Raw genomic sequence first — 23,465 nt, 5'->3', positions numbered from 1 at the left:
TGAGTGGAGAATGTGATTGTTTGAGCGATATAAAGGCGGCGAGTCCGCTTTATTAGTCCATGTATTCTTCCCTCAAGAAAGCGATATCGAGGATTTAAAAGAGTTTGAAGTGTTAGTTTCTTCAGCTCAAATTGAAATTCTCGATATTGTGACAACCTCAAGAAAGTCTCCGCAAGCTAAATATTTTATTGGTGAAGGAAAAGCGTTAGAAATCGCCGATAAAGTAAAAGAGCTGAATGCTTCAGTTATTCTAGTCAATCATACCTTAACCCCAACTCAAGAACGAAACTTAGAACAACTATGTGAATGTCGTGTAGTGGATAGAACAGGATTGATTCTGGATATTTTTGCCCAACGAGCTCGAACCCATGAAGGTAAGTTGCAAGTTGAATTAGCGCAATTACAATATCTGTCAACACGTTTAGTTCGAGGTTGGACTCACTTAGAACGTCAAAAAGGTGGTATAGGCTTACGAGGTCCTGGGAAACTCAGCTAGAAACCGATAGACGATTAATTCGTCATCGTATTCAGTTAATCTTATCAAGACTTGCGAAAGTTGAAAAACAACGCAATCAAAATCGTCAATCTAGACAAAAAGCAGATTTATCAACAGTATCACTAGTTGGTTATACCAATGCTGGCAAATCGACACTATTTAATGCACTAACTAACGCTGATGTTTATGCTGCCGATCAATTATTTGCTACGCTGGATCCAACCTTAAGACGCATTATAGTTGATGATGTTGGCGAAGTAGTTTTAGCTGATACGGTTGGATTTATTCGTCATTTACCCCATGATCTGGTTGCTGCTTTTAAAGCGACTTTACTTGAAACACAAGAAGCATCACTGCTATTACATGTCGTTGATGCTGCTGATCCTAATTTATTAGATAACATTCAAGCTGTTGATGAAGTTTTACTTGAAATTGATGCCCATGATATTCCTACTTTGTTGGTAATGAATAAAATTGATTTAATGGAAGGTAAGCAACCAAGTATTGATCGTGATGAAAATGGCGTGCCAATTCGAGTTTGGATTTCAGCACAAAATAGTTTAGGATTAGATCTCTTATTTACTGCATTAAAAGAAAGGCTTGCCGGTAAGATTCAAGTTTGTCAATTAAACTTGCCTATCCATCTAGCAAAACTTAGAAGCCGTTTATATAAATTAAATGCGGTAGAACATGAAGTCATCAATGATGACGGTAGTTTTCTGCTAAATATAAGAATGCCTTTAATTGAATGGAATCGCCTCTGTAAACAAGAGCCAGATCTGTTATACTTAATCAATACGCAAAATAACAACTAATTGTTAAATGGAGCATATAAAATATGGCGTGGAATCAGCCCGGCAATAACGGACAAGATAACGACCCATGGGGAAATAATAAGAAACCTTCCAATTCAACTGGAGGGATATTTAACCAACTCAAAGATCTCTTTAAAAAAGGGAGTTCAGGTAATAATCGAGGACCTTCTGATATTAAGCTATCAATGAATAGTTCGAAAATTATTTTGGCAGTGATAGTTGTTCTTATCCTAATTTGGGCGGTAAGTGGTTTTTATACTATCAAACAAAATCAACGAGGTGTGATAACTCGTTTTGGGCAAGTTCAACCTGAAATTATTCAACCTGGTTTGAATTGGAATCCATCATTTATTGATAAAGTTTATAAAGTCGATACGCAAGGTACTTATAACTTCAATGTGCATGGCGATATCATTACAACAAGTGAAAAAGGTGAAAACTTAGTCTTTGTTGAAATGAACGTACAATATCGTATTAGTGATCCAGTTAAATACTTATTTAATGTGACTAATGTTGAAGATAGTTTACGTCAAGCTGCGGATAGTGCACTTAGGACTTCAGTAGGTAGTTCTAACATTGATGCTATCATTTCAGATGGTCGTTCAGATTTAGAAGATAGTACTAAAGATGAATTAATTAATGTTATTTCTCATTATGATATGGGGATTACTATTGTCGATCTTAACTTCCAAGTTGCTCGTCCACCTGTAGAAGTGCAAGATGCTTATGCAGATGCAATTAGAGCTCAGAATGATAGTGAACGCGAAATAAAACAAGCTAAAGCTGATAAAGTTCAATTAGTTCAGCAAGCAGAAGGTCGTTCGGCGACCATTTTGGCCGATGCAAATGCTTATAAAGTAAAAGTAGAATTAGAAGCAATTGGTGATGTTGCTCGGTTTGAAAAATTATTACCACAATATAAAGCTGCGCCCGAAATTACTAAAGATCGTTTATATATTGAAACGATGGAAAAAATATTAGCTAAAACGCAGAAAGTTATTGTTAATGATAAGAGTGGTAATTTATTAGTACTACCGTTAGAACAATTATTAAAAAATAAAAATGAGCAATCATCTGAATCAATCACAGCAAATTCAGACAGTGATTATAATATTAATCTGCCAAATCCTTTGGATGCAGAAAGTGCTCAACAAAATAGTATTGATGTGCAAAATCATAGCTCAACGACTAATAATAATTCTAATAATCGCACTAGACGGACTATGGGTCGATAAGGAGAAAAAAGAATATGCGAAAATTATTGATTCCTATAGTTTTAATTTTAATTGGCGTACTTTTTTCAAGTATCTATGTGATAGAAGAGGGTACTCGTGGTGTCGTTTTACGTTTTAATAAAATTATTGGTTTATCTGAACCTGGATTACATTTTAAAATGCCACTAATCGATAGCGTTAAAACGATTGATGCTAAAATCCAAACTACCAATAGTTCAAATAATAATAATGAACAACGTTTTTTTAATGTACAAAAGAAAGAACTAATTGTGGACTATTTTGTGCAATGGAAAATTGTTGATTTTAACCGTTATTATGAAACTATTGCTGGTGGTAATGATGTTAACGACTTAATTTTGGCTCGGTTAAATGGTCGTTTACGTTCTGAGATTGGTAAATTAAGTAATCGAGATATCATTAATGATTCTAATGCCGATACCAAATCAAGAAATTCATTAATGGCGCGAGTTAAAGATTCGTTAAATGGTTCATCACAAGATGGTGAAGAAAATTTACCGATTGATAAATTAGTTACTGACGCGAAAAAAGATCCTGAAAACAGTAAAACTAGTTTAAGGGCTTTCGGTGTTGATGTAATTGACGTTCGAATTAAACAAATTAACTTCCCTGCTGAAGTCTCTGAATCGATTTATGCTAACATGAGAGCTGAACGTGAAGTTATTGCTCGTGACAAACGTTATGATGGTATCAAACAAGCTGAAGAAATAAGAGCGGAAGCTACATTTGAAAAAACCAAAATTATATCAGAAGCCGAACGTCAATCTCGCTCAATTCGCGGTGAAGGTGATGCTAATGCAGCTAAACTTTATGCTGACGCTTTTGGTAAAGATATTGAGTTTTTTAGCTTTATTCGTAGTTTAAAAGCTTATGAACAAAGCTTTACAGGTAATGATGTTATGGTCATTAGTCCTGATAGTGAATTTTTCCAATACATGAAATTAAAGTCTAACAAATAATACAATGAGTAAATAAACTATGAGTAATAATGTTGTTGTGCTAGGTACACAATGGGGTGATGAAGGCAAAGGTAAAGTTGTTGATTTACTCACAGAAAAAGCAAAATATGTAGTACGTTATCAAGGCGGACATAATGCCGGTCATACTTTAGTTATTAATGGTGAAAAAACAGTATTACATTTAATACCATCAGGTATTTTACGTAATGATGTCATAAGTATTATTGCTAATGGTGTTGTACTCTGCCCTGATGCACTTATGAAAGAGATGAAAGAGCTTGAAGATAACGGTATTCCGGTGAAAGAAAGGCTACTTATTTCAGAATCATGTCCGTTGATTTTGCCTTATCATATTGCATTAGACCAAGCACGAGAAAAAGCACGTGGTAAAAAAGCGATTGGTACGACTGGTCGCGGTATTGGCCCTGCATATGAAGATAAAGTTGCTCGTCGAGGATTGCGTGTTGGTGATTTACGTGACCGTCAGGCATTTGCTGAAAAATTAAAAGAAGTTATGGAATATCATAATTTCCATTTAGTCAATTACTATCAATCAGAAGCTGTTGATTATCAGAAAGTGCTTGATGACACATTAGCGATTGCTGATATTTTAGTGGCAATGATTGCTGATATCCCAGCACTACTTGAAAATGCGCGCAAAAATGGCGAAAGAATTATGTTTGAAGGTGCGCAAGGTACTTTACTCGATATTGATCATGGTACCTATCCTTATGTGACTTCTTCAAATACTACTGCTGGTGGCGTAGCAACAGGATCAGGATTTGGTCCGCGTTATGTTGGTTATGTATTAGGAATCGTTAAAGCTTATTCTACCCGTGTAGGAGCTGGCCCTTTTCCTACAGAATTGTTTGATGATGTTGGTGAATATCTCTGTAAGCAAGGTAACGAATTTGGTGCAACTACCGGTCGTCGTCGTCGTACCGGTTGGCTTGATGCTGTTGCGGTACGTAAAGCAGTGCAACTTAACTCTGTCTCAGGTTTTTGTTTAACTAAGCTAGATGTTTTAGATGGACTTAAAGAAGTCAAAATCTGTGTTGGTTATCAATTACCGAATGGTGATGTTATCCAAAATGCACCAGCGGCGGCTGAAGATTGGAGTTTAGTCAAACCAGTATATGAATCTATGCCTGGTTGGAGTGAGTCAACTTTTGGTGTCAAAAGTTATGACGCATTACCGGCAGCAGCTAAAGCCTATATTAAGCGAATTGAAGAATTAACTGAAACACCAATTGACATTATATCAACTGGACCGGATCGAAGTGAAACCATGATCTTACGTGATCCATATTCAGTCTAATTTTGCATACAGAAAATCGGGGTAATTATCCCGATTTTTTATTTTTTGCTTGTTAATAAAGTATAATCATTAAATCTCTAAGAGGATACTATGGCAAAAATAGGGACACCACTCTCATCAAGTGCTACCAAAGTATTACTTTGTGGTGCCGGTGAATTAGCCAAAGAAGTTGTTATTGAATTACAACGTTTTGGCTGCGAAATTATTGCAGTTGATCGTTATGCCAATGCCCCCGCTATGCAAGTAGCCCATCGTTATCATATTATCAACATGCTAGATGGCAATGAGTTAAGAAAAATAATTGAAGCAGAAAAGCCTGATTATATTGTTCCTGAAATAGAAGCAATTGCTACTGACACCTTAGTAGAATTAGAAAAAGAAGGTTTTACTGTAATCCCTACTGCTAAAGCGACGCAATTAACGATGAATCGTGAAGGTATTCGTCGTCTTGCTGCTGAAGAACTTAAATTACCAACCTCTCCATATCGTTTTGCTGTAACAGAAAGCGAATATAAACTTGCGGTTAAAGAAATTGGTTTTCCTTGCTTAGTTAAACCGGTTATGAGTTCTTCTGGTAAAGGACAATCTTTATTAAGAAGTGACGCTGATATTGAATCTTCATGGAAATATGCTCAAGAAGGTGGTCGTGCCGGAAGTGGTAAAGTTATTATTGAAGGATTTGTTGACTTCGATTATGAAATAACGTTATTAACCGTTAGACATATTAATGGTGTTTCATATTGTCAGCCTATTGGTCATCGGCAAGAAAATGGTGATTATCGAGAATCATGGCAACCTCAGCCGATGTCGGCAAATGCATTATCTTTAGCGAAAGATATTGCTACCAAAATAACTGAAGCTTTAGGTGGTTATGGATTATTTGGCGTTGAATTGTTTGTAAAAGGTGATCAAGTCTGGTTTAGCGAAGTATCTCCTCGACCGCATGATACCGGCATGGTAACATTAATATCGCAAAATCTTTCTGAGTTTGCATTACATGCTAGAGCAATTTTAGGGTTACCAATACCTTTAATAGAACAATATGGTGCTAGTGCATCAGCAGTATTAATTGCAAATGGTGATTCTGACACAGTTACATTCTCGAATTTAGATAAAGTATTAAGTGAAGCAGACACTGATCTACGTTTATTTGGTAAACCTGAAGTAAAAGGTATAAGAAGAATGGGTGTTGCATTAGCTAAAGCGCCAACTGTAGAAAAAGCGGTTGAAAAAGCTGTTAATGCTATTAAACAGCTAAAAATAACCTTTTAAATAGCCTTTTTGATTAAAAAGCAATCGGTTGAAGAAAAAAAAGCAAATTTTGTAAAATAGGGGTTGACGTAGGCAAGTGAAATGCGTAACATACGCAACCCTTGAGACAGCAAACTGAAACAAGAAATTGTGAAGTAAATTAAAAAGCTGTCAGCTCTTTAAAAAGAAGAAACAGACAATCTGTGTGGGCACTTGCGAGACGAAAAATTAAAAGTCTACGGACTGAAAAAAATTAAGTCTTGATAAGTGACACTGAAGATTCATTTGAATAATGTCAGAGACAGTTATTGAGCATCAAACTTTAAATTGAAGAGTTTGATCATGGCTCAGATTGAACGCTGGCGGCAGGCTTAACACATGCAAGTCGAACGGTAACATGAGTGCTTGCACTTGATGACGAGTGGCGGACGGGTGAGTAAAGTATGGGGATCTGCCGAATGGAGGGGGACAACAGTTGGAAACGACTGCTAATACCGCATAATGTTGAGAGACCAAAGCATGGGACCTTCGGGCCATGCGCCATTTGATGAACCCATATGGGATTAGCTAGTTGGTAGGGTAAAGGCTTACCAAGGCGACGATCTCTAGCTGGTCTGAGAGGATGACCAGCCACACTGGAACTGAGACACGGTCCAGACTCCTACGGGAGGCAGCAGTGGGGAATATTGCACAATGGGGGAAACCCTGATGCAGCCATGCCGCGTGTATGAAGAAGGCCTTCGGGTTGTAAAGTACTTTCGGTAATGAGGAAGGTGGTGTATCTAATAGGTGCATCAATTGACGTTAATTACAGAAGAAGCACCGGCTAACTCCGTGCCAGCAGCCGCGGTAATACGGAGGGTGCGAGCGTTAATCGGAATGACTGGGCGTAAAGGGCATGTAGGCGGATAATTAAGTTAGGTGTGAAAGCCCTGGGCTCAACCTAGGAATTGCACTTAAAACTGGTTAACTAGAGTATTGTAGAGGAAGGTAGAATTCCACGTGTAGCGGTGAAATGCGTAGAGATGTGGAGGAATACCGGTGGCGAAGGCGGCCTTCTGGACAGATACTGACGCTGAGATGCGAAAGCGTGGGGAGCAAACAGGATTAGATACCCTGGTAGTCCACGCTGTAAACGATGTCGATTTGGAGTTTGTTGCCCTGAGTGATGGGCTCCGAAGCTAACGCGATAAATCGACCGCCTGGGGAGTACGGCCGCAAGGTTAAAACTCAAATGAATTGACGGGGGCCCGCACAAGCGGTGGAGCATGTGGTTTAATTCGATGCAACGCGAAGAACCTTACCTGGTCTTGACATCCACAGAATCTTGCAGAGATGCGAGAGTGCCTTCGGGAACTGTGAGACAGGTGCTGCATGGCTGTCGTCAGCTCGTGTTGTGAAATGTTGGGTTAAGTCCCGCAACGAGCGCAACCCTTATCCTTTGTTGCCAGCGATTAGGTCGGGAACTCAAAGGAGACTGCCGTTGATAAAGCGGAGGAAGGTGGGGACGACGTCAAGTCATCATGGCCCTTACGACCAGGGCTACACACGTGCTACAATGGCGTATACAAAGGGAGGCGACCTCGCGAGAGCAAGCGGACCTCATAAAGTACGTCTAAGTCCGGATTGGAGTCTGCAACTCGACTCCATGAAGTCGGAATCGCTAGTAATCGTGAATCAGAATGTCACGGTGAATACGTTCCCGGGCCTTGTACACACCGCCCGTCACACCATGGGAGTGGGTTGCACCAGAAGTAGATAGCTTAACCGCAAGGGGGGCGTTTACCACGGTGTGGTCCATGACTGGGGTGAAGTCGTAACAAGGTAACCGTAGGGGAACCTGCGGTTGGATCACCTCCTTACGAAGCGCTCGTAAGTGTTCACACAGATTGTTTGTTTAGAAAGAGTCACTTTATTGGGTCTGTAGCTCAGGTGGTTAGAGCGCACCCCTGATAAGGGTGAGGTCGGTGGTTCAAGTCCACTCAGACCCACCAATTCGACTGCTTAAGCTGATGGTTAGCTTGATTGGTTGATGAAGTGAGACAATGGGGCTATAGCTCAGCTGGGAGAGCGCCTGCCTTGCACGCAGGAGGCCAGCGGTTCGATCCCGCTTAGCTCCACCATTAAAGAAATCTCTTTTATCTATAAAAAAAATTATTTTTGTATTTATTTGATATTCGAATGAATAGAAAGATAAAGCTCTTTAACAATTAGGAACAAGCTGAAAGAAACGAGTTCTCGTTTTTATGGCAAGCTGATATATGAGAATATATTGGATTGAGGTGAAAAAGAGAAAAAAAGCGTAATTGAAACCAAGACAACTGTGAGTTGTAAGGTTAAGAAATTAAGCGTACACGGTGGATGCCTAGGCAATCAGAGGCGATGAAGGACGTGTTAATCTGCGAAAAGCGACGGTAAGCCGATAAAAGGCGCTATAGCCGTTGATGTCCGAATGGGGAAACCCAGTGTAGGTGACTACACTATCATCTGATGAATACATAGTCAGATGAGGCGAACCGGGAGAACTGAAACATCTAAGTACCCCGAGGAAAAGAAATCAACCGAGATTCCCTAAGTAGCGGCGAGCGAAAGGGGAGGAGCCCAAGCGGGTAGCATAATGTGTTAGTGGAAGCGTCTGGAAAGTCGCACGATAGAGGGTGAAAGTCCCGTACACGAAGATGCATTGTGTGGAAGCTTATAGAGTAGGGCGGGACACGTGATATCCTGTCTGAAGATGGGGGGACCATCCTCCAAGGCTAAATACTCCTGATTGACCGATAGTGAACCAGTACCGTGAGGGAAAGGCGAAAAGAACCCCGGGAGGGGAGTGAAATAGACCCTGAAACCGTGTACGTACAATCAGTGGGAGCTGTTACCGTTAGGTAATAGTGACTGCGTACCTTTTGTATAATGGGTCAGCGACTTATATTCTGTAGCAAGGTTAACCGAATAGGGGAGCCGAAGGGAAACCGAGTATTAACTGTGCGTTAAGTTGCAGGGTATAGACCCGAAACCCGGTGATCTAGCCATGGGCAGGTTGAAGGTTGGTTAACACTAACTGGAGGACCGAACCGACTAATGTTGAAAAATTAGCGGATGACCTGTGGCTGGGGGTGAAAGGCCAATCAAACCGGGAGATAGCTGGTTCTCCCCGAAAGCTATTTAGGTAGCGCCTCATGAGTAACTGTTGGGGGTAGAGCACTGTTTCGGCTAGGGGGCCATCCCGGCTTACCAACCCGATGCAAACTCCGAATACTGACAAGTTTAATCATGGGAGACACACGGCGGGTGCTAACGTTCGTCGTGAAGAGGGAAACAACCCAGACCGCCAGCTAAGGTCCCAAAGTCATAGTTAAGTGGGAAACGAAGTGGGAAGGCTTAGACAGCTAGGATGTTGGCTTAGAAGCAGCCATCATTTAAAGAAAGCGTAATAGCTCACTAGTCGAGTCGGCCTGCGCGGAAGATGTAACGGGGCTAAAACTATGCACCGAAGCTGCGGCAGCGTATTTAGATACGTTGGGTAGGGGAGCGTTCTGTAAGCCGTAGAAGGTGTATTGTGAGGTATGCTGGAGGTATCAGAAGTGCGAATGCTGACATAAGTAACGATAAAGCGGGTGAAAAGCCCGCTCGCCGGAAGACCAAGGGTTCCTGTCCAACGTTAATCGGGGCAGGGTGAGTCGACCCCTAAGGAGAGGCCGAAGGGCGTATCTGATGGGAAACGGGTTAATATTCCCGTACTGGCTATAACTGCGATGGGGGGACGAAGAAGGCTAGGTTTACCACCTATTGGATGGTGGGTTAAGCGTGTAGGGGTGTGATTAGGCAAATCCGGTCACTGATACTCTGAGGCGTGATGACGAGGCACTAAGGTGCTGAAGTAATTGATGCCCTGCTTCCAGGAAAATCCTCTAAGCTTCAGGTTATAGTCAATCGTACCCGAAACCGACACAGGTGGTCAGGTAGAGAATACTAAGGCGCTTGAGAGAACTCGGGTGAAGGAACTAGGCAAAATGGTGCCGTAACTTCGGGAGAAGGCACGCTGATGGTAATTGAAGTCCCATGCGGATGGAGGTGAAATCAGTCGAAGATACCAGCTGGCTGCAACTGTTTAATAAAAACACAGCACTGTGCAAACACGAAAGTGGACGTATACGGTGTGACGCCTGCCCGGTGCTGGAAGGTTAATTGATGGGGTTATGCGTAAGCAGAAGCTCTTGATCGAAGCCCCAGTAAACGGCGGCCGTAACTATAACGGTCCTAAGGTAGCGAAATTCCTTGTCGGGTAAGTTCCGACCTGCACGAATGGCGTAATGATGGCCAGGCTGTCTCCACCCGAGACTCAGTGAAATTGAAATTGCCGTGAAGATGCGGTGTACCCGTGGCAAGACGGAAAGACCCCGTGAACCTTTACTATAGCTTGACAGTGAACATTGAGCCTTAATGTGTAGGATAGGTGGGAGACTAAGAAGTGTGTACGCCAGTATGCATGGAGTCGACCTTGAAATACCACCCTTTAATGTTTGATGTTCTAACCTATACTTCTGAATCGAGGTAAGGGACACTGTCTGGTGGGTAGTTTGACTGGGGCGGTCTCCTCCCAAAGAGTAACGGAGGAGCACGAAGGTTAGCTAATCCTGGTCGGACATCAGGAGGTTAGTGCAATGGCAAAAGCTAGCTTGACTGCGAGAGTGACGGCTCGAGCAGGTACGAAAGTAGGTCATAGTGATCCGGTGGTTCTGAATGGAAGGGCCATCGCTCAACGGATAAAAGGTACTCCGGGGATAACAGGCTGATACCGCCCAAGAGTTCATATCGACGGCGGTGTTTGGCACCTCGATGTCGGCTCATCACATCCTGGGGCTGAAGTAGGTCCCAAGGGTACGGCTGTTCGCCGTTTAAAGTGGTACGCGAGCTGGGTTTAGAACGTCGTGAGACAGTTCGGTCCCTATCTGCCATGGGCGTAGGAAAATTGAGAGGGTTTGCTTCTAGTACGAGAGGACCGAAGTGAACGCACCGCTGGTGTTCGGGTTGTGATGCCAATTGCATTGCCCGGTAGCTACGTGCGGAATAGATAAGTGCTGAAAGCATCTAAGTACGAAACTAGCCTCGAGATGAGTTTTCCCTGATGAGAATCAGTAAGGTCCGTTTGAGACTAAGACGTAGATAGGTCAGGTGTGTAAGTGTAGTGATACATTGAGCTAACTGATACTAATGAACCGAGAGTCTTAACCTTACAACTCGGAGTTGTTTTGGATACGCGAAGATAGAGATTGATTATGAGATAATCGAACAGTTTGTTCCGGATTGAGGGATTGTTGTGGATATGAGATAATGCACAGCAATAGAGATAAGAGAAGACAGAATATGTCTGGCGGTAATAGCGCGGTGGTCCCACCTGACCCCATGCCGAACTCAGAAGTGAAACGCCGTAGTGCCGATGGTAGTGTGGGTATTACCCATGTGAGAGTAGGGTGCCGCCAGACTTTTAAATATACGAGCCCAGCAGCGATGCTGGGCTTTTTTGCATTCTAAGAATAGTTAAAAATTCTTCTGAGGGTGAGATGAGTTCATTAATCGCTTTTAATAAACCGTTTAATGTTGTGACACAATTTTCTGCACATGAGAAATATCAAACATTAAAAGATTATATATCTTTACCTGGTTTTTACCCTGCTGGTCGTTTAGACACCGATAGTGAAGGTTTGTTGCTGCTTACTAATGACGGTAAACTACAAGCAAAAATTAGCTCACCAAAATTTAAATTACCTAAAACTTATTGGGTGCAGGTAGAAGGATTAATTGATCGACAAGCCATAGATAGATTAACTCGTGGTGTGCAATTAAAAGAGTTTCATACCGCTCCGGCAATCGTGGCATCACTTGCAGAGCCAACTAATTTATGGCAACGAATACCCCCTATCAGAGAACGCAAAACTATTCCTACTTCATGGATAAGTATTACCATAACAGAAGGAAAAAATCGGCAGGTTAGAAGAATGTGTGCTGCGGTTGGATTCCCGTGTTTACGCTTAGTTCGTGTTCAGATTGGAAAATATAATTTATTCACTCATCAGTTACCGTTAGGCGAATGGCGTTCGGTTGCTATTGGTGATCTTTATCTCCGCTAACCTCATTTAACAGACAATTCTAAAAGAATTATATTTTTTGAAAGATCAAAAGGATCAATTATATGATTCTCTTTGATCGAATCCTTTGGGCTTTATTGTAAAATAAGATAAAATGATTATTAATATTGATCGTGGGATAGATTATTTATGGTTGAACAAAAGAAAGAAGGTTTTTTTTCTCGTTTAAAGAAAGGGCTTTTTAAAACTAAACAAAATATTGGATCTGGTTTTCTAAGCTTATTTAAAGGCAAAAAGATCGATGATGAGCTATTTGAAGAATTAGAAGAACAGTTGATCATTGCTGATGTCGGTTTCGACACCACGCAAAGATTAATTAGCTCGTTAACGCAACAAGCCTCAAGAAAAGAATTAAAAGATGCGGATGCATTACATGATCTATTAAAAAATGAAATGAAATCTATTTTAGATGGTGCTCAGCAACCACTTAATATAGAAAACCATAAACCTTTTGTTATTTTGATGGTTGGTGTCAATGGTGTTGGGAAAACGACAACCATTGGTAAATTAGCCCGTCAATTTCAACAACAGGGCAAATCAGTAATGCTTGCCGCTGGTGATACCTTTCGTGCTGCCGCGGTTGAACAATTGCAAGTCTGGGGTGAACGTAATAACATCCCTGTCATAGCTCAGCATATTAATGCTGACTCAGCATCGGTAATCTTCGATGCTATTCAGGCTGCAAAAGCAAAAAATATCGATGTTTTAATTGCCGATACTGCTGGCCGTTTGCAAAATAAATCTCATTTAATGGACGAATTGAAAAAAATAGTCAGAGTAATTAAAAAGCAAGATGAAACAGCACCTCATGAAATTATGTTAACTATAGATGCTGGGACAGGACAAAATGCAATTAGCCAAACAAAGTTGTTTAATGAAGCGGTTGGCGTAACAGGGATGACATTAACCAAGTTAGATGGTACCGCAAAAGGTGGCATTATATTTAGCATAGCTGATCAATTTAATATTCCAATCCGCTATATTGGCGTAGGTGAAAAAATTGAAGATTTAAGACCTTTTGTTGCTGATGATTTTATTAATGCCCTATTTGACGAAACGGAAGAATAGAGATAAATCATGATCCAATTTCAACGCGTTAGTAAAGTTTATTCGGGTGGTAAACCAGCTTTACAAAATATAACATTTACTTTAGCGCAAGGAGAAATGGCCTTTTTAACTGGTCACTCTGGCGCGGGTAAAAGTACATTAATGCGTTTAATTTGTGGATTAGAAAAAGCTAATGACGGCAAGGTATTACTGAATGGCGTTGATGTTTCCAGCTTGAAAAAAAATCAAATGCCTTTTCTGCGTCGTACCATTGGTATGATTTTCCAAGATCATCAACTATTACTCGATCATACTGTTTATGATAATGTTGCTTTTCCATTAATTATCTTAGGTAAACCTGTTGAAGAAATTAAAAGACGAGTTTCTGCGGCATTAGATAAAGTTGGTTTGATTGATAAAATGAAATTTTACCCAATACAGCTATCTGGCGGTGAACAGCAACGAGTAGGGATAGCTCGAGCAATCGTCAATCGACCTACGGTTTTACTTGCTGATGAACCAACTGGTAATTTAGATGACAAACTCTCAAAAGATATTTTGAAATTATTTGAAGAGTTTAACCAAGCTGGTGTAACTGTGTTAATGGCGACCCATAACATGGGATTGATACGTCGAAAACATCATCGAATACTAAATTTAAATCAAGGACGTTTAGAGGTTAAAAGTTGATGATAAATGCGAAGGTTAAACCATCTAAACAAAAAAACAAAACCAACAACAATAGCTTTTTGGGCCGCTGGCAAAGGCAGATCAGCTACGCATGGCATAATGTGTTTAATTATTTTTACCAAAATATATTTGCTTCTCTGCTGACAATTTTGGTTATTGCTATATCAATTACTTTGCCGACGATAGGCTATTTATTATTGAAAAACGCCAATCAAGCGGCGGAACAGTGGTATCCGACTCCTAATTTAACAGTTTATATTAATAAAACATTAGATTCGGAACAAACTAATGATTTAATTGATAAATTTAAGACTATTGCTGAAGTTGAAAATGTGACTTATCTTTCTCGTGAAGATACACGAGAAGAGTTTAAAACTTGGTCTGGATTTGATGATGCTCTTGACCTACTTGATGAAAATCCATTACCAGCTGTTGCTATTGTTTTTCCAATAGAAGAAGCCAAATCTACCGATAAATTACATGATCTGCAAACACAGTTAAAAAAAATAGCGGGTGTTGATGATGTGCAACTCGATGATAGCTGGTTTACTCGATTAACCGCATTAACCAATATGGTAAAATCGATAGTGTGGACAATCTCAATTTTTATGGTTATTGCAGTATCACTGGTTATAGGTAATAGTATTCGGTTAAATATATTTGCCCGTAGGCAAACAATTATTGTTATGCAATTGATTGGTGCGACTGAAGGCTTTATTTTACGACCATTTTTATATAATGGTATTTTTACTGGATTGATTAGTGCGGTTTTGGCGTTGATTCTATCGAAAGTATTTATTCTTCAAATAGATTCAACCATGTTGCATGTATCAGATGTTTTTGGAACAATGATTAATATAAATGGGCTTTCATGGGAAGAAAGTTTGTTAATTGTTTTATTTTCGATGATTATTGGCTGGTTTTCAGCATTTATTGCCACTAAAAAGTATTTGAATAAAACGGTAATAGCTTCATAATTGTAGGTTAATCATTTACGATTTTTATCAGATGCTTTACTGCAAATATAATGATAAAAATGTGAACTAAATCACATTTTGATGGTCTAAGTTTATAGAAAGATTTTAAATTGTTACTGATGTAAAATGTAGCAAAATTAGTTTAATTTAAGGGGGAATTAAATGAGTACTGATTTAAAAATGCAAGCAGGTGCTTTAATCCCACAAGGAAATATTGAATCATATCTTCGTATGATAAATACTTATCCGATGCTAACTGCAGAGGAAGAGAAGTCTTTAGGTGAACGTCTTTATTATCATGATGATGTGGATGCAGCAAGACAATTGATTTTGTCCCATTTGCGTTTTGTTGCACATATTGCGCGTGGTTATTCTGGTTATGGTCTACCACAAGCCGATTTGATTCAAGAAGGTAATATTGGTTTAATGAAAGCCGTACGTCGTTTCAATCCTGAAATGGGTGTTCGTTTAGTATCATTTGCAGTACATTGGATAAAAGCTGAAATTCATGAATATGTACTAAAAAATTGGCGTATTGTTAAAGTTGCTACAACCAAAGCACAAAGAAAATTATTCTTTAATTTAAGAAAGAATAAACAACGCTTAGGTTGGTTTAATAGCGCTGAAGTCGATATGGTTGCTGATGAACTAGGTGTAAGTCGTAAAGACGTCTTGGAGATGGAATCACGTATGTCAGCGCAAGATATGTCATTTGATATTGATAATGATGACGATGATAATTCAATTGTCGCTCCAGCGCTTTATTTAGAAGATGGTAATTCTGATTTTTCAAAATCGATCGAAAACGATAATTGGGAAAATGACGCAACTGACAAGTTACATGATGCCTTGTCTCAATTAGACGAGCGTAGCCAAGATATTATCAAAGCTCGGTGGTTAGATGCCGATGACAGTAAATCAACATTGCAAGTGTTGGCCGATAAATACAGCGTTTCTGCTGAACGTATTCGTCAACTTGAAAAAAATGCAATGAAAAAATTACGTGTAGCGATTGAAGCGTAATTGCTTTTATTAACATATAAGCCCTACTTTGGTTAAAAGTAGGGCTTTTTTATATGCTGAATTTAAGTTAGTTTATAAATAAATTAAGAATTAAAATAACTATTTGAATAAAGTAGTTATATTTAAATTTTTTTATACACTATAGTTTAAGATTAAATAAATAATTACCAAGAAGTTAGTTTTGATACGAGGGATAAAAATGTTAAATAATTTGCAGAGAGTTATTTTACTTAGTCTAATTACTGTTAGTTTAGTTGCTTGTAATGATAATGCTAAAAATACATCTTCTGATGAATCCATTGATACTGGTGTTATTGAATGTGATCGCTATATAAAATTAGTTCATGAATTACAATTATCATCTAAACTCCCAGCTGATCCTGAAGAATCATTAGAAACTACTATAAATCATTTTAAACAATTGATAGAAAAAAATCCCGAATCAACTAGGAGAGAATGTAATTCTGCCTATACTGCTTTGCGATCAATGAATCGCTAACCATGCAGCTTCTTGAGCATGTAATAAGGCTGTATCAAAGAAAGGAATGGCGTAATCTTGTTGGGATATTAATAAACCGATCTCCGTACAACCTAAAATCACCGCTTCTGCACCTTGTTTAACGAGTTTATCAATAATATTGAGATAAGCTTGCTTAGATTCTAGTTTAATTTGCCCAAGGCAAAGTTCGTCATAAATAATATTATTAATGATTATCCTATCTTGTTCATTAGGGATTAAAACATTTAAACCTTTTTCAATTAATTTTGATTTGTAAAAGTCTTGTTCCATGGTGTACTTAGTACCAAGTAAGGCAACCGATTTTATTTTATCTTTGATCAAATGTTTGGCGGTCACGCCGGCGATATGAATGATAGGAATTGTAATTGCTTTTTGAATTTGGTCTGCAACTTTATGCATCGTATTAGTACAAATAATAATAAAATCAGCACCGGCTAATTCTAATTTTTTGGCTGCATCAGTTAAAATAATTGCGCTTTTATCCCATTCATTATTCGCTTGGCAGCTTTCTATTTCTTGAAAATCGACACTATATAACAGAGTTTTAGCTGAATGTAATCCACCAAGCGATTTGCCAATAAATTGATTAATGACTTGATAATAAGTAACGGTACTTTCCCAACTCATGCCACCAATTAACCCAATTGTTTTCATTTCTAATACTCCATAATATTTTTACTAATAGTGATTAATTATTAGGTATAATTATTAGTATGTAAAGATAATAAATTAGAATGAAATATCATTAACTATCATAATATTGTCGTGAATAAGTTATAAAAAACGAATTGTAGGCGTTGGTTGATAAATGGATGATTATTATTAATGAAAAAATATAAAAAGTATTTCGCATTGCTCTCATTTGGATTGCTAATGTTATCATTTTCATGTTTGGCTGAACCCAAAGTGATCCATGTGCTGGTTGCGTTATGTGATAACAAATATCAGGCCATCGCTCCAGTACCTGCGGCAATTGGTAATGGTCAAGATCCTAAAAATAATCTTTACTGGGGCGCTGCTTATGGTTTTAAAACGTATTTTGCTAAACAAAAAGAGTGGCAAGTTATTCAAGTTAATAAACCTGATAACGGCAAGATATTAGAGGAGATAATTTATAAACATCAAAGCAAGGATGTTTATCTTATTGCTCAGGCATATGATGGTAAATATATCAATGATACAGTAGATGATTTTATTAGTTACTCAGCTGGGAAACAGTCAGCGTCATTTTTAATCGATAAAACACAAATTGAGGCTGGAGCTAAAGCCAATTTAGTGGTTTACGTTGGTCATGATGCATTAATGGAGTGGTCATGGCGTAATTATTTACCGGATAGTTGGCGTTGGTATACCTTGTCAAAAGCAGAACAAGAAAAACAAAAATCACGCTATGCAGCCGTATTTGCTTGTAAAAGTCAGAAATATTTTACTCCGCCATTATCTCGATTAGGTATTACGCCACTTATTTTAACTTTGCACCGTATGGCTCCTGAAGCTTATAGTATTCATGCTATGATTAGTAGTTGGTTGGATGGTGAAGCAAAAGATGTAATAATGCTTAAAGTAGCAACAGCTTATAGTCAATATCAAAAATTAAGCAAGCCAGCGTTACATATATTTACGACAGAATATAGCCAATAATCGTGTTTAACTACTGTAAATAATTCAACTTGTTCATAAAAGGCCAATAAATATGTTGCAAATACCTAAAATAGTCATTTTAACCGGCGCAGGTATCTCTGCTGAATCAGGATTATCAACATTCCGTGCTCAAAATGGATTATGGGAAGGTCATAATGTAGATGATGTTGCTACTTACGAAGGTTATTTGCGTGATCCCATTGCCGTACATAGTTTTTATAATATGTTACGTAGTAAGTTACAAAATCCTGAGGTGAAACCCAATGCGGCTCATTTTGCTTTAGCGCAATTAGAACAGAAATTAGGCTCGGATAATGTACTAATTGTTACACAAAATGTGGATAACCTTCATGAAAAAGCCGGTTCCAAAAATATCATCCACATGCATGGCGAATTATTAAAAGTGCGTAATGAAAAAACAGGGCAAGTTTTTGCTTGTTATGATGATGTAATTTATCAAGATAACCACTTAATTCGTCCACACATTGTTTGGTTCGGTGAAATGCCCCTACAAATGGATGAAATCTATGATGCGCTATCGAAAGCTGATTATTTTATTTCAATTGGTACTTCAGGAAATGTTTATCCGGCCGCTGGTTTTGTGCAAATGGCTAATCAATTTGGCGTTAAAACGGTAGAACTTAACTTAGAGCCTAGTTTAGGTGAAAACTTATTTAATACTAAAATTTACGGTCCTGCCAGTCAAGTAGTACCTGAATATATTAAAAACTTTATGTAATGAAATATATCAGTTGAGTTGTTTTAGGTAATTTTTGCCACCTAAATTACTCATTTGCCCGCGGATCCATTCGGCCTTTTTTTGTATCTTATCATCAGGATTGGCCGGACTCCATTTTCTTGGATTTGGTAGTGTAGCCGCTAATAAACTAGCTTGATACGGTGTTAATTGGTTAGCACTGACATTAAAATAGTGTCGAGAAGCAGCTTCAATACCAAAAATACCCTCACCCCATTCAACACTATTTAAATAAATTTCAAGCGTACGTTGTTTTGACCAGATAACTTCAATCCAAACAGTAAACCATGATTCAACGCCTTTACGGATCCAACTTCGTGATGACCATAGAAAAATATTTTTTGCTACTTGTTGCGTTATGGTACTGGCACCACGGATTTTTCTATTTTTTTGATTATAAATTAGTGCCCGATTAATGGCTTTAAAATCAAAGCCCCAATGATCCGCAAAATTTTGATCTTCAGCTGCAATAACTGCAATCTTAATATTATCAGAAATCTGATCCCAATCTTTCCAAGTTCGCTGTTGGCTGATATTCCAGTGAGCGATTTTTCTTTCAACCATCAACATCGAACAAAATGGATTAACCCAGCGCATTAATAAAATAAGAAAAACCGAAACTAGCATAAATCCAATCACGATTTTTTTTATTATGCTTAACGTTTTCCTTAATGTAATTTTCATGTTAGTCCAGATACCACTAATTAAAAATGGTTGAATAAACAGTATTCTAATACAAAAAGAGTCAAGTGAGATAGGTTATATTAACCGTTAAATAAATAATTATTTATAAACATAACTATTTGTTCTGGCTCATTAATATCTAATACAGGTACGGATGTATTTAATGGCTCATTACTGGCAACGGCGATGGTAAAATCATCAATAAATAGTGGTTTTGCGATTGTGTTACGATGGCACATGATTTTGGGAATTTGCTCATCTTTAAATCCTTCAACTAATATGATATCAACATCGCTAAAATGGTTAATAAGTGTTTTTAAGTCAACGGGTTGATTGGGTGTTTCCTCAATCAATGCATAACGTTTATCACAAGCAATAATCGTTTGCTGCGCCCCAGCTTTGCGTAGCTCATAGCTATCTTTACCTGGAATATCTAACTCAATATCATGATGGGCATGTTTTAATGAACCTACCTTAATATTTTGTGAAACCATTAACTGAATAATCTTTTTTAACAAAGTGGTTTTACCACTCCCACTATACCCCGTGATGCCAATAATTTTTTTACTATTCATCGACTCTTGCCACTAACATGTTATATTTAAAAGTAGATATTACATTATTTTATACAAGATTAAAGGCAATGGTATGTACGATTTTTTAAATGACTATAATCAAACAGTGCACCCTGATTTATTAAAAGAATTTATCGATATCAATAATAAAAAGTTGAGTGGTTATGGTTTAGATGATTGTTGTAATGATGCCATCAATCACATAAGGAAAATATTAAAATCACCGAATGCTGATATACATTTTATGGCAGGTGGAACCATGACCAATTTGACGGTGATTTCGCATATTTTAAAACCTTATCAAGCGGTGATCGCTGCTGAATCTGGGCATATCAATGTGCATGAAACTGGCGCAATTGAGGCAACAGGGCATAAAGTGGTAACGGTTAAAACCGAAGATGGAAAATTAACGCCAGAATTAATCAAACCAGTGTTAGATTACCATTGTGATGAACATATGGTACAACCAAAACTGGTGTATATTTCTAATACCACCGAATTAGGGACTATATATAGTAAGCAAGAGTTACAAAATCTGTATCAATTTTGTCAAAAAAATCATCTTTATCTTTATTTAGATGGCGCGCGTTTAGCAATGGCATTGGCAGCTAAAGATAATGACATTACTTTTCCTGACTTAGCCAAATATACCGATGCATTTTATATTGGTGGGACCAAAGTTGGTGCTTTTGCCGGTGAAGCGTTAGTATTTAATAATCATAGCATTAATCATGACTTCCGCTTTAATATGAAACAGAAAGGGGCAATTTTAGCGAAAAGTTGGATTATAGCCGTACAATTTAAAGCATTAATGCAAAATAACCTCTATCTTTCCTTAGGTAAACATAGTAATAGTATGGCTGAAAATCTCACAACCTTATTTGAAAAAGCTGGATTTACTTTTGCTGCTAAACCACAAACTAACCAATTATTTGTTAAGTTACCTAATCAATTAGCGCAAAAAATTCTTTCTGTTTATGCGGTGGATAATTTAGGGCAAAGTGATCCTGAACATATTTGCTTACGTTTTTGTACTTCATGGTCAACTCAGCAAGCTGAAATAGAAAACTTTGCTAAACAGTTAACTACGCTACTTAAAGAAGAATAGTGCGCTTTTTTATCGGTAAGTTTAGCTTTGTTGTTATCTAAATTGAGAAATAAAAACATCTAAGGAAAGAGGATTATATGCTGTTAAATAGCTAAAAATCCCTTTTTTGTTATGCTGTGATTTAATATAAATAGATTAAAACTTCAACAGAATTGAAAATGTGTTTAGGTGTGAACTAAGTTTGTGATTAGCAAATCAACTAACTGTATTAAAAATACTAATAAACAATAATATGAAACTAAACAAAATTTTAATTTTGAGGAAAGGGGTTTTTTATAGTTTAAAATTACCGATTGGTTATTTGATATGGTTGTTTGAATGATTTAGTTATTTGTTTTGATCATAAAATTGGCGTTTTCCAGCATATCTAATGTATTAATATTGGTAAAACTAGCTGGTTTGTCACTAAAATCTACGGCAACGGCATTAATTTGCTGTAAAAATAACATCAGTTTGCGATCACCTTCTTCTAAATACTTTTTTAATTGAGGGGCGATGGATTTATTGATTAATAAAATGGTTGGGTGGTCATTTTTGCCATCAAAAGGATAGATAGCTTGATGGGTTGTAGTGAGTTTTACTAAACGAGTGATAAGATCATCAGGTAAAAAAGGGGTATCACAACTGACAAATAAATTCCAAGTAGTGGTACTGCGTAATAAGCCACTATAAATTCCGGCAAGAGGCCCTAAAAATCCCTGCAAATCATCACAAAATACTGGATAACCAAGCGAACGATATTGCTCAACATGACGGTTACAATTAATCATTAGCAAATCGATTTGTGGCTTAATTTGATCAATGACATATTGGTAAAGCGGTTTACCGGCTAATAACATCAAGCCTTTATCCTTACCATTCATGCGGTTACTTTGGCCACCAGCTAAAATAATGCCAGTAATTGGCGGTTTTTCCATAAATTCTTTCTCTTTTACATTGCTAAAAAACAAAATAGCATTACTATATAGCAAAGTTATTTTTTAGTCGCAAATAACGTATATCATCACCAGTTTATGAATCTTTGTAAATGCACTATTTAAATTTAAAGTCGAGTATATAATAGATACTTTGTAACATATAGATAGTAAAGAAGAAGATTAACATAAAGGTTTATATCATCGTCTTCAACTTAGTTGAATATTAAATAAGGTATTTATTATGAAATGTCATCGTATCGATGAGTTAATAGAATTATTACAACCAGCTTGGGAAAACGATTCAGATCTTAATTTATTGCAACTTTTAAATAAATTAGGAAATGAAGCCGGTTTTGATGGTGATCTTAAAGATCTTAGTGATGAAGTTTTAATTTATCATTTAAAAATGCGTAATTCAGATAAAAACGAAGCTATACCTGGATTAAAAAAAGATTATGAAGATGATTTTAAAACCGCACTATTAAAGGCACGCGGAATTATTGAAGAATAAGGAGAATCAATTAAATGAAAAAAACGCTTATTGCAATTGGAGTATTACTAACCTCTGTGACCTGTTTTGCTGATGAAGCACCAGCAACTAGTACAAATGATACTCAGCCAGCTACAGCAAGTGCTGCTACACAGGCAGCACCGATTGAAAGTGGCAAACAATATGGTGTTTTGCCATTTCAGCCATCTCCGGATAAAGAAGTCATTGAATTCTTCTCATTCAATTGCCCTAGCTGTTTTAAATTTGAAAGTGAATATCATGCACCAGAAATAATTGCTAAAGCTTTGCCAGAAGGTATAAAGTTTAGACGTTATCATTTAGAAAACTTTGGCGCTTTAGCTAAAGAGCTTTCTGAAGCATGGGCTATTGCTAATGTTTTAGGGATTGAAGATAAAGCTTCTGATGCGCTTTATAAAGCGGTGCAAACCGATCGTAGAATAAAAACAGCTGATGACATTAAAGCCGTTTTTGCAGAGTTAGGCGTTGATGCTGAAAAGTTTGAGAAAACCCAAAGAAGTTTTTTAGTTAAAGCGTTTATAGCCCAACAAGCAGATGCATTTAAACAATTAAGCCCAGATTCCATTCCAATGGTGGTGGTTAATCGCAAGTTTTTTGTTAACTCACGTGGTCTTAATACCAGTAACACTACTGATTTTATCAAAGACTATGCTAGAGTAACTGCTTATTTAGTTGATTTAGATACGAATGTTGACGTAGAAAAAGATAAAGCTGAGAGTCAAGAGCAAGCAAAATAATCATTAATTAATGCTTCTACGG

18 protein-coding genes, 2 tRNA genes, 3 rRNA genes and 2 pseudogenes are annotated in these 23,465 nt (G+C 37.8%); 21 read left to right on the top strand and 4 right to left on the bottom strand.

The features are described 5' to 3' along the window. Positions 1-16 precede the first annotated feature (16 nt). The 16 genes and pseudogenes from hflX to RAM17_RS01105 all read left to right on the top strand — a co-directional run bounded on the left by hflX (position 17) and on the right by RAM17_RS01105 (position 16,474). Positions 17-1,311 (top strand): annotated as a pseudogene (hflX, locus tag RAM17_RS01180) (ribosome rescue GTPase HflX). 23 nt (positions 1,312-1,334) lie between these two features. Continuing rightward, positions 1,335-2,546: an FtsH protease activity modulator HflK gene (hflK, locus tag RAM17_RS01175; protein WP_110446880.1), complete on the top strand. Its 1,212-nt coding sequence runs from the start codon at positions 1,335-1,337 to the stop codon at positions 2,544-2,546. Positions 2,547-2,560: 14 nt separating this feature from the next. Continuing rightward, positions 2,561-3,523: a protease modulator HflC gene (gene hflC / locus RAM17_RS01170; RefSeq protein ID WP_110446881.1), complete on the top strand. Its 963-nt coding sequence runs from the start codon at positions 2,561-2,563 to the stop codon at positions 3,521-3,523. A gap of 19 nt (positions 3,524-3,542) precedes the next feature. Further along, positions 3,543-4,841, top strand: a complete 1,299-nt coding sequence (locus RAM17_RS01165; protein ID WP_110446882.1) for an adenylosuccinate synthase — start codon at positions 3,543-3,545, stop codon at positions 4,839-4,841. A gap of 90 nt (positions 4,842-4,931) precedes the next feature. Further along, positions 4,932-6,113 (top strand): formate-dependent phosphoribosylglycinamide formyltransferase, encoded by a 1,182-nt coding sequence (gene purT / locus RAM17_RS01160; RefSeq protein WP_110446883.1) that lies wholly within the window; start codon positions 4,932-4,934, stop codon positions 6,111-6,113. Positions 6,114-6,416: 303 nt separating this feature from the next. After that, positions 6,417-7,954, top strand: a 16S ribosomal RNA gene (locus tag RAM17_RS01155). A 55-nt stretch (positions 7,955-8,009) separates the two neighbouring features. Then, positions 8,010-8,086, top strand: a tRNA-Ile gene (locus RAM17_RS01150). A 53-nt stretch (positions 8,087-8,139) separates the two neighbouring features. Beyond that, positions 8,140-8,215: transfer RNA gene (locus RAM17_RS01145), tRNA-Ala, on the top strand. A gap of 211 nt (positions 8,216-8,426) precedes the next feature. Then, positions 8,427-11,325, top strand: a 23S ribosomal RNA gene (locus RAM17_RS01140). Between the two features lie 134 nt (positions 11,326-11,459). Next, positions 11,460-11,575, top strand: a 5S ribosomal RNA gene (gene rrf, locus RAM17_RS01135). Together the 16S, 23S and 5S rRNA genes with 2 tRNA genes alongside form the textbook arrangement of a ribosomal RNA operon. Before the next feature lie 78 nt (positions 11,576-11,653). Next, positions 11,654-12,220 (top strand): pseudouridine synthase, encoded by a 567-nt coding sequence (locus tag RAM17_RS01130; RefSeq protein WP_110446885.1) that lies wholly within the window; start codon positions 11,654-11,656, stop codon positions 12,218-12,220. Positions 12,221-12,382: 162 nt separating this feature from the next. Next, a pseudogene (ftsY, locus tag RAM17_RS01125) lies at positions 12,383-13,306 on the top strand (signal recognition particle-docking protein FtsY); the annotation flags it as partial. Between the two features lie 9 nt (positions 13,307-13,315). Next, positions 13,316-13,975 carry a cell division ATP-binding protein FtsE gene (gene ftsE / locus RAM17_RS01120; protein WP_065577961.1) on the top strand — a complete coding sequence of 220 codons (660 nt, stop codon included), beginning with the start codon at positions 13,316-13,318 and terminating at the stop codon, positions 13,973-13,975. Then, positions 13,975-14,952: a permease-like cell division protein FtsX gene (gene ftsX / locus RAM17_RS01115; RefSeq protein ID WP_110446886.1), complete on the top strand. Its 978-nt coding sequence runs from the start codon at positions 13,975-13,977 to the stop codon at positions 14,950-14,952. Before ftsE ends, ftsX begins: the two co-directional genes overlap by 1 nt. 162 nt (positions 14,953-15,114) lie before the next feature. After that, positions 15,115-15,975, top strand: a complete 861-nt coding sequence (gene rpoH / locus RAM17_RS01110; RefSeq protein WP_086360144.1) for an RNA polymerase sigma factor RpoH — start codon at positions 15,115-15,117, stop codon at positions 15,973-15,975. Positions 15,976-16,174: 199 nt separating this feature from the next. Beyond that, the gene (locus RAM17_RS01105; RefSeq protein WP_110446887.1) at positions 16,175-16,474 is read left to right on the top strand and encodes a hypothetical protein; all 300 of its coding nucleotides are present in this window, start codon (positions 16,175-16,177) and stop codon (positions 16,472-16,474) included. On the opposite strand, the gene RAM17_RS01100 is transcribed toward RAM17_RS01105, so the two are convergent. Further along, positions 16,460-17,149 carry an aspartate/glutamate racemase family protein gene (locus RAM17_RS01100; RefSeq protein WP_110446888.1) on the bottom strand — a complete coding sequence of 230 codons (690 nt, stop codon included), beginning with the start codon at positions 17,147-17,149 and terminating at the stop codon, positions 16,460-16,462. The two genes, RAM17_RS01105 and RAM17_RS01100, sit on opposite strands and share 15 nt — an antisense overlap. A gap of 171 nt (positions 17,150-17,320) precedes the next feature. Between RAM17_RS01100 and RAM17_RS01095 the strand changes: the two genes are divergently transcribed. Further along, complete coding sequence (locus tag RAM17_RS01095) at positions 17,321-18,136, top strand: hypothetical protein (protein ID WP_146208305.1); 816 nt, start codon at positions 17,321-17,323, stop codon at positions 18,134-18,136. 52 nt (positions 18,137-18,188) lie between these two features. Then, positions 18,189-18,875, top strand: a complete 687-nt coding sequence (gene cobB, locus RAM17_RS01090) for a Sir2 family NAD+-dependent deacetylase (RefSeq protein ID WP_110446890.1) — start codon at positions 18,189-18,191, stop codon at positions 18,873-18,875. Positions 18,876-18,884: 9 nt separating this feature from the next. On the opposite strand, the gene mtgA is transcribed toward cobB, so the two are convergent. Both mtgA and mobB read right to left on the bottom strand, forming a co-directional pair. Further along, positions 18,885-19,577, bottom strand: coding sequence for a monofunctional biosynthetic peptidoglycan transglycosylase (gene mtgA / locus RAM17_RS01085; protein ID WP_110446891.1), 693 nt, complete (start codon positions 19,575-19,577; stop codon positions 18,885-18,887). Between the two features lie 80 nt (positions 19,578-19,657). Further along, entirely contained in the window at positions 19,658-20,152 is a 495-nt protein-coding gene (gene mobB / locus RAM17_RS01080; RefSeq protein WP_110446892.1) for a molybdopterin-guanine dinucleotide biosynthesis protein B, read from the bottom strand. Positions 20,153-20,225: 73 nt separating this feature from the next. Here mobB and RAM17_RS01075 point away from each other — a divergent pair, with 73 nt between their 5' ends. Continuing rightward, positions 20,226-21,260, top strand: coding sequence for a threonine aldolase family protein (locus RAM17_RS01075; RefSeq protein ID WP_110446893.1), 1,035 nt, complete (start codon positions 20,226-20,228; stop codon positions 21,258-21,260). A gap of 323 nt (positions 21,261-21,583) precedes the next feature. Here RAM17_RS01075 and mobA read toward each other — a convergent pair whose 3' ends face one another. Next, on the bottom strand, positions 21,584-22,177 hold the full coding sequence (mobA, locus tag RAM17_RS01070; protein ID WP_110446894.1) for a molybdenum cofactor guanylyltransferase MobA: 594 nt from the start codon (positions 22,175-22,177) through the stop codon (positions 21,584-21,586). A 241-nt stretch (positions 22,178-22,418) separates the two neighbouring features. Between mobA and RAM17_RS01065 the strand changes: the two genes are divergently transcribed. Both RAM17_RS01065 and RAM17_RS01060 read left to right on the top strand, forming a co-directional pair. After that, complete coding sequence (locus tag RAM17_RS01065; protein ID WP_110446895.1) at positions 22,419-22,688, top strand: YihD family protein; 270 nt, start codon at positions 22,419-22,421, stop codon at positions 22,686-22,688. Positions 22,689-22,702: 14 nt separating this feature from the next. Then, positions 22,703-23,443: a DsbA family protein gene (locus tag RAM17_RS01060; protein WP_110446896.1), complete on the top strand. Its 741-nt coding sequence runs from the start codon at positions 22,703-22,705 to the stop codon at positions 23,441-23,443. Positions 23,444-23,465: the final 22 nt, after the last annotated feature.

The sequence above is a fragment of the Gilliamella apis genome (assembly GCF_030758615.1).
Taxonomy (GTDB): domain Bacteria; phylum Pseudomonadota; class Gammaproteobacteria; order Enterobacterales; family Orbaceae; genus Gilliamella; species Gilliamella apis_A.
Note: the sequence above shows the minus strand (reverse complement) of the source record. Positions and strands in the feature narration are given on the sequence as shown.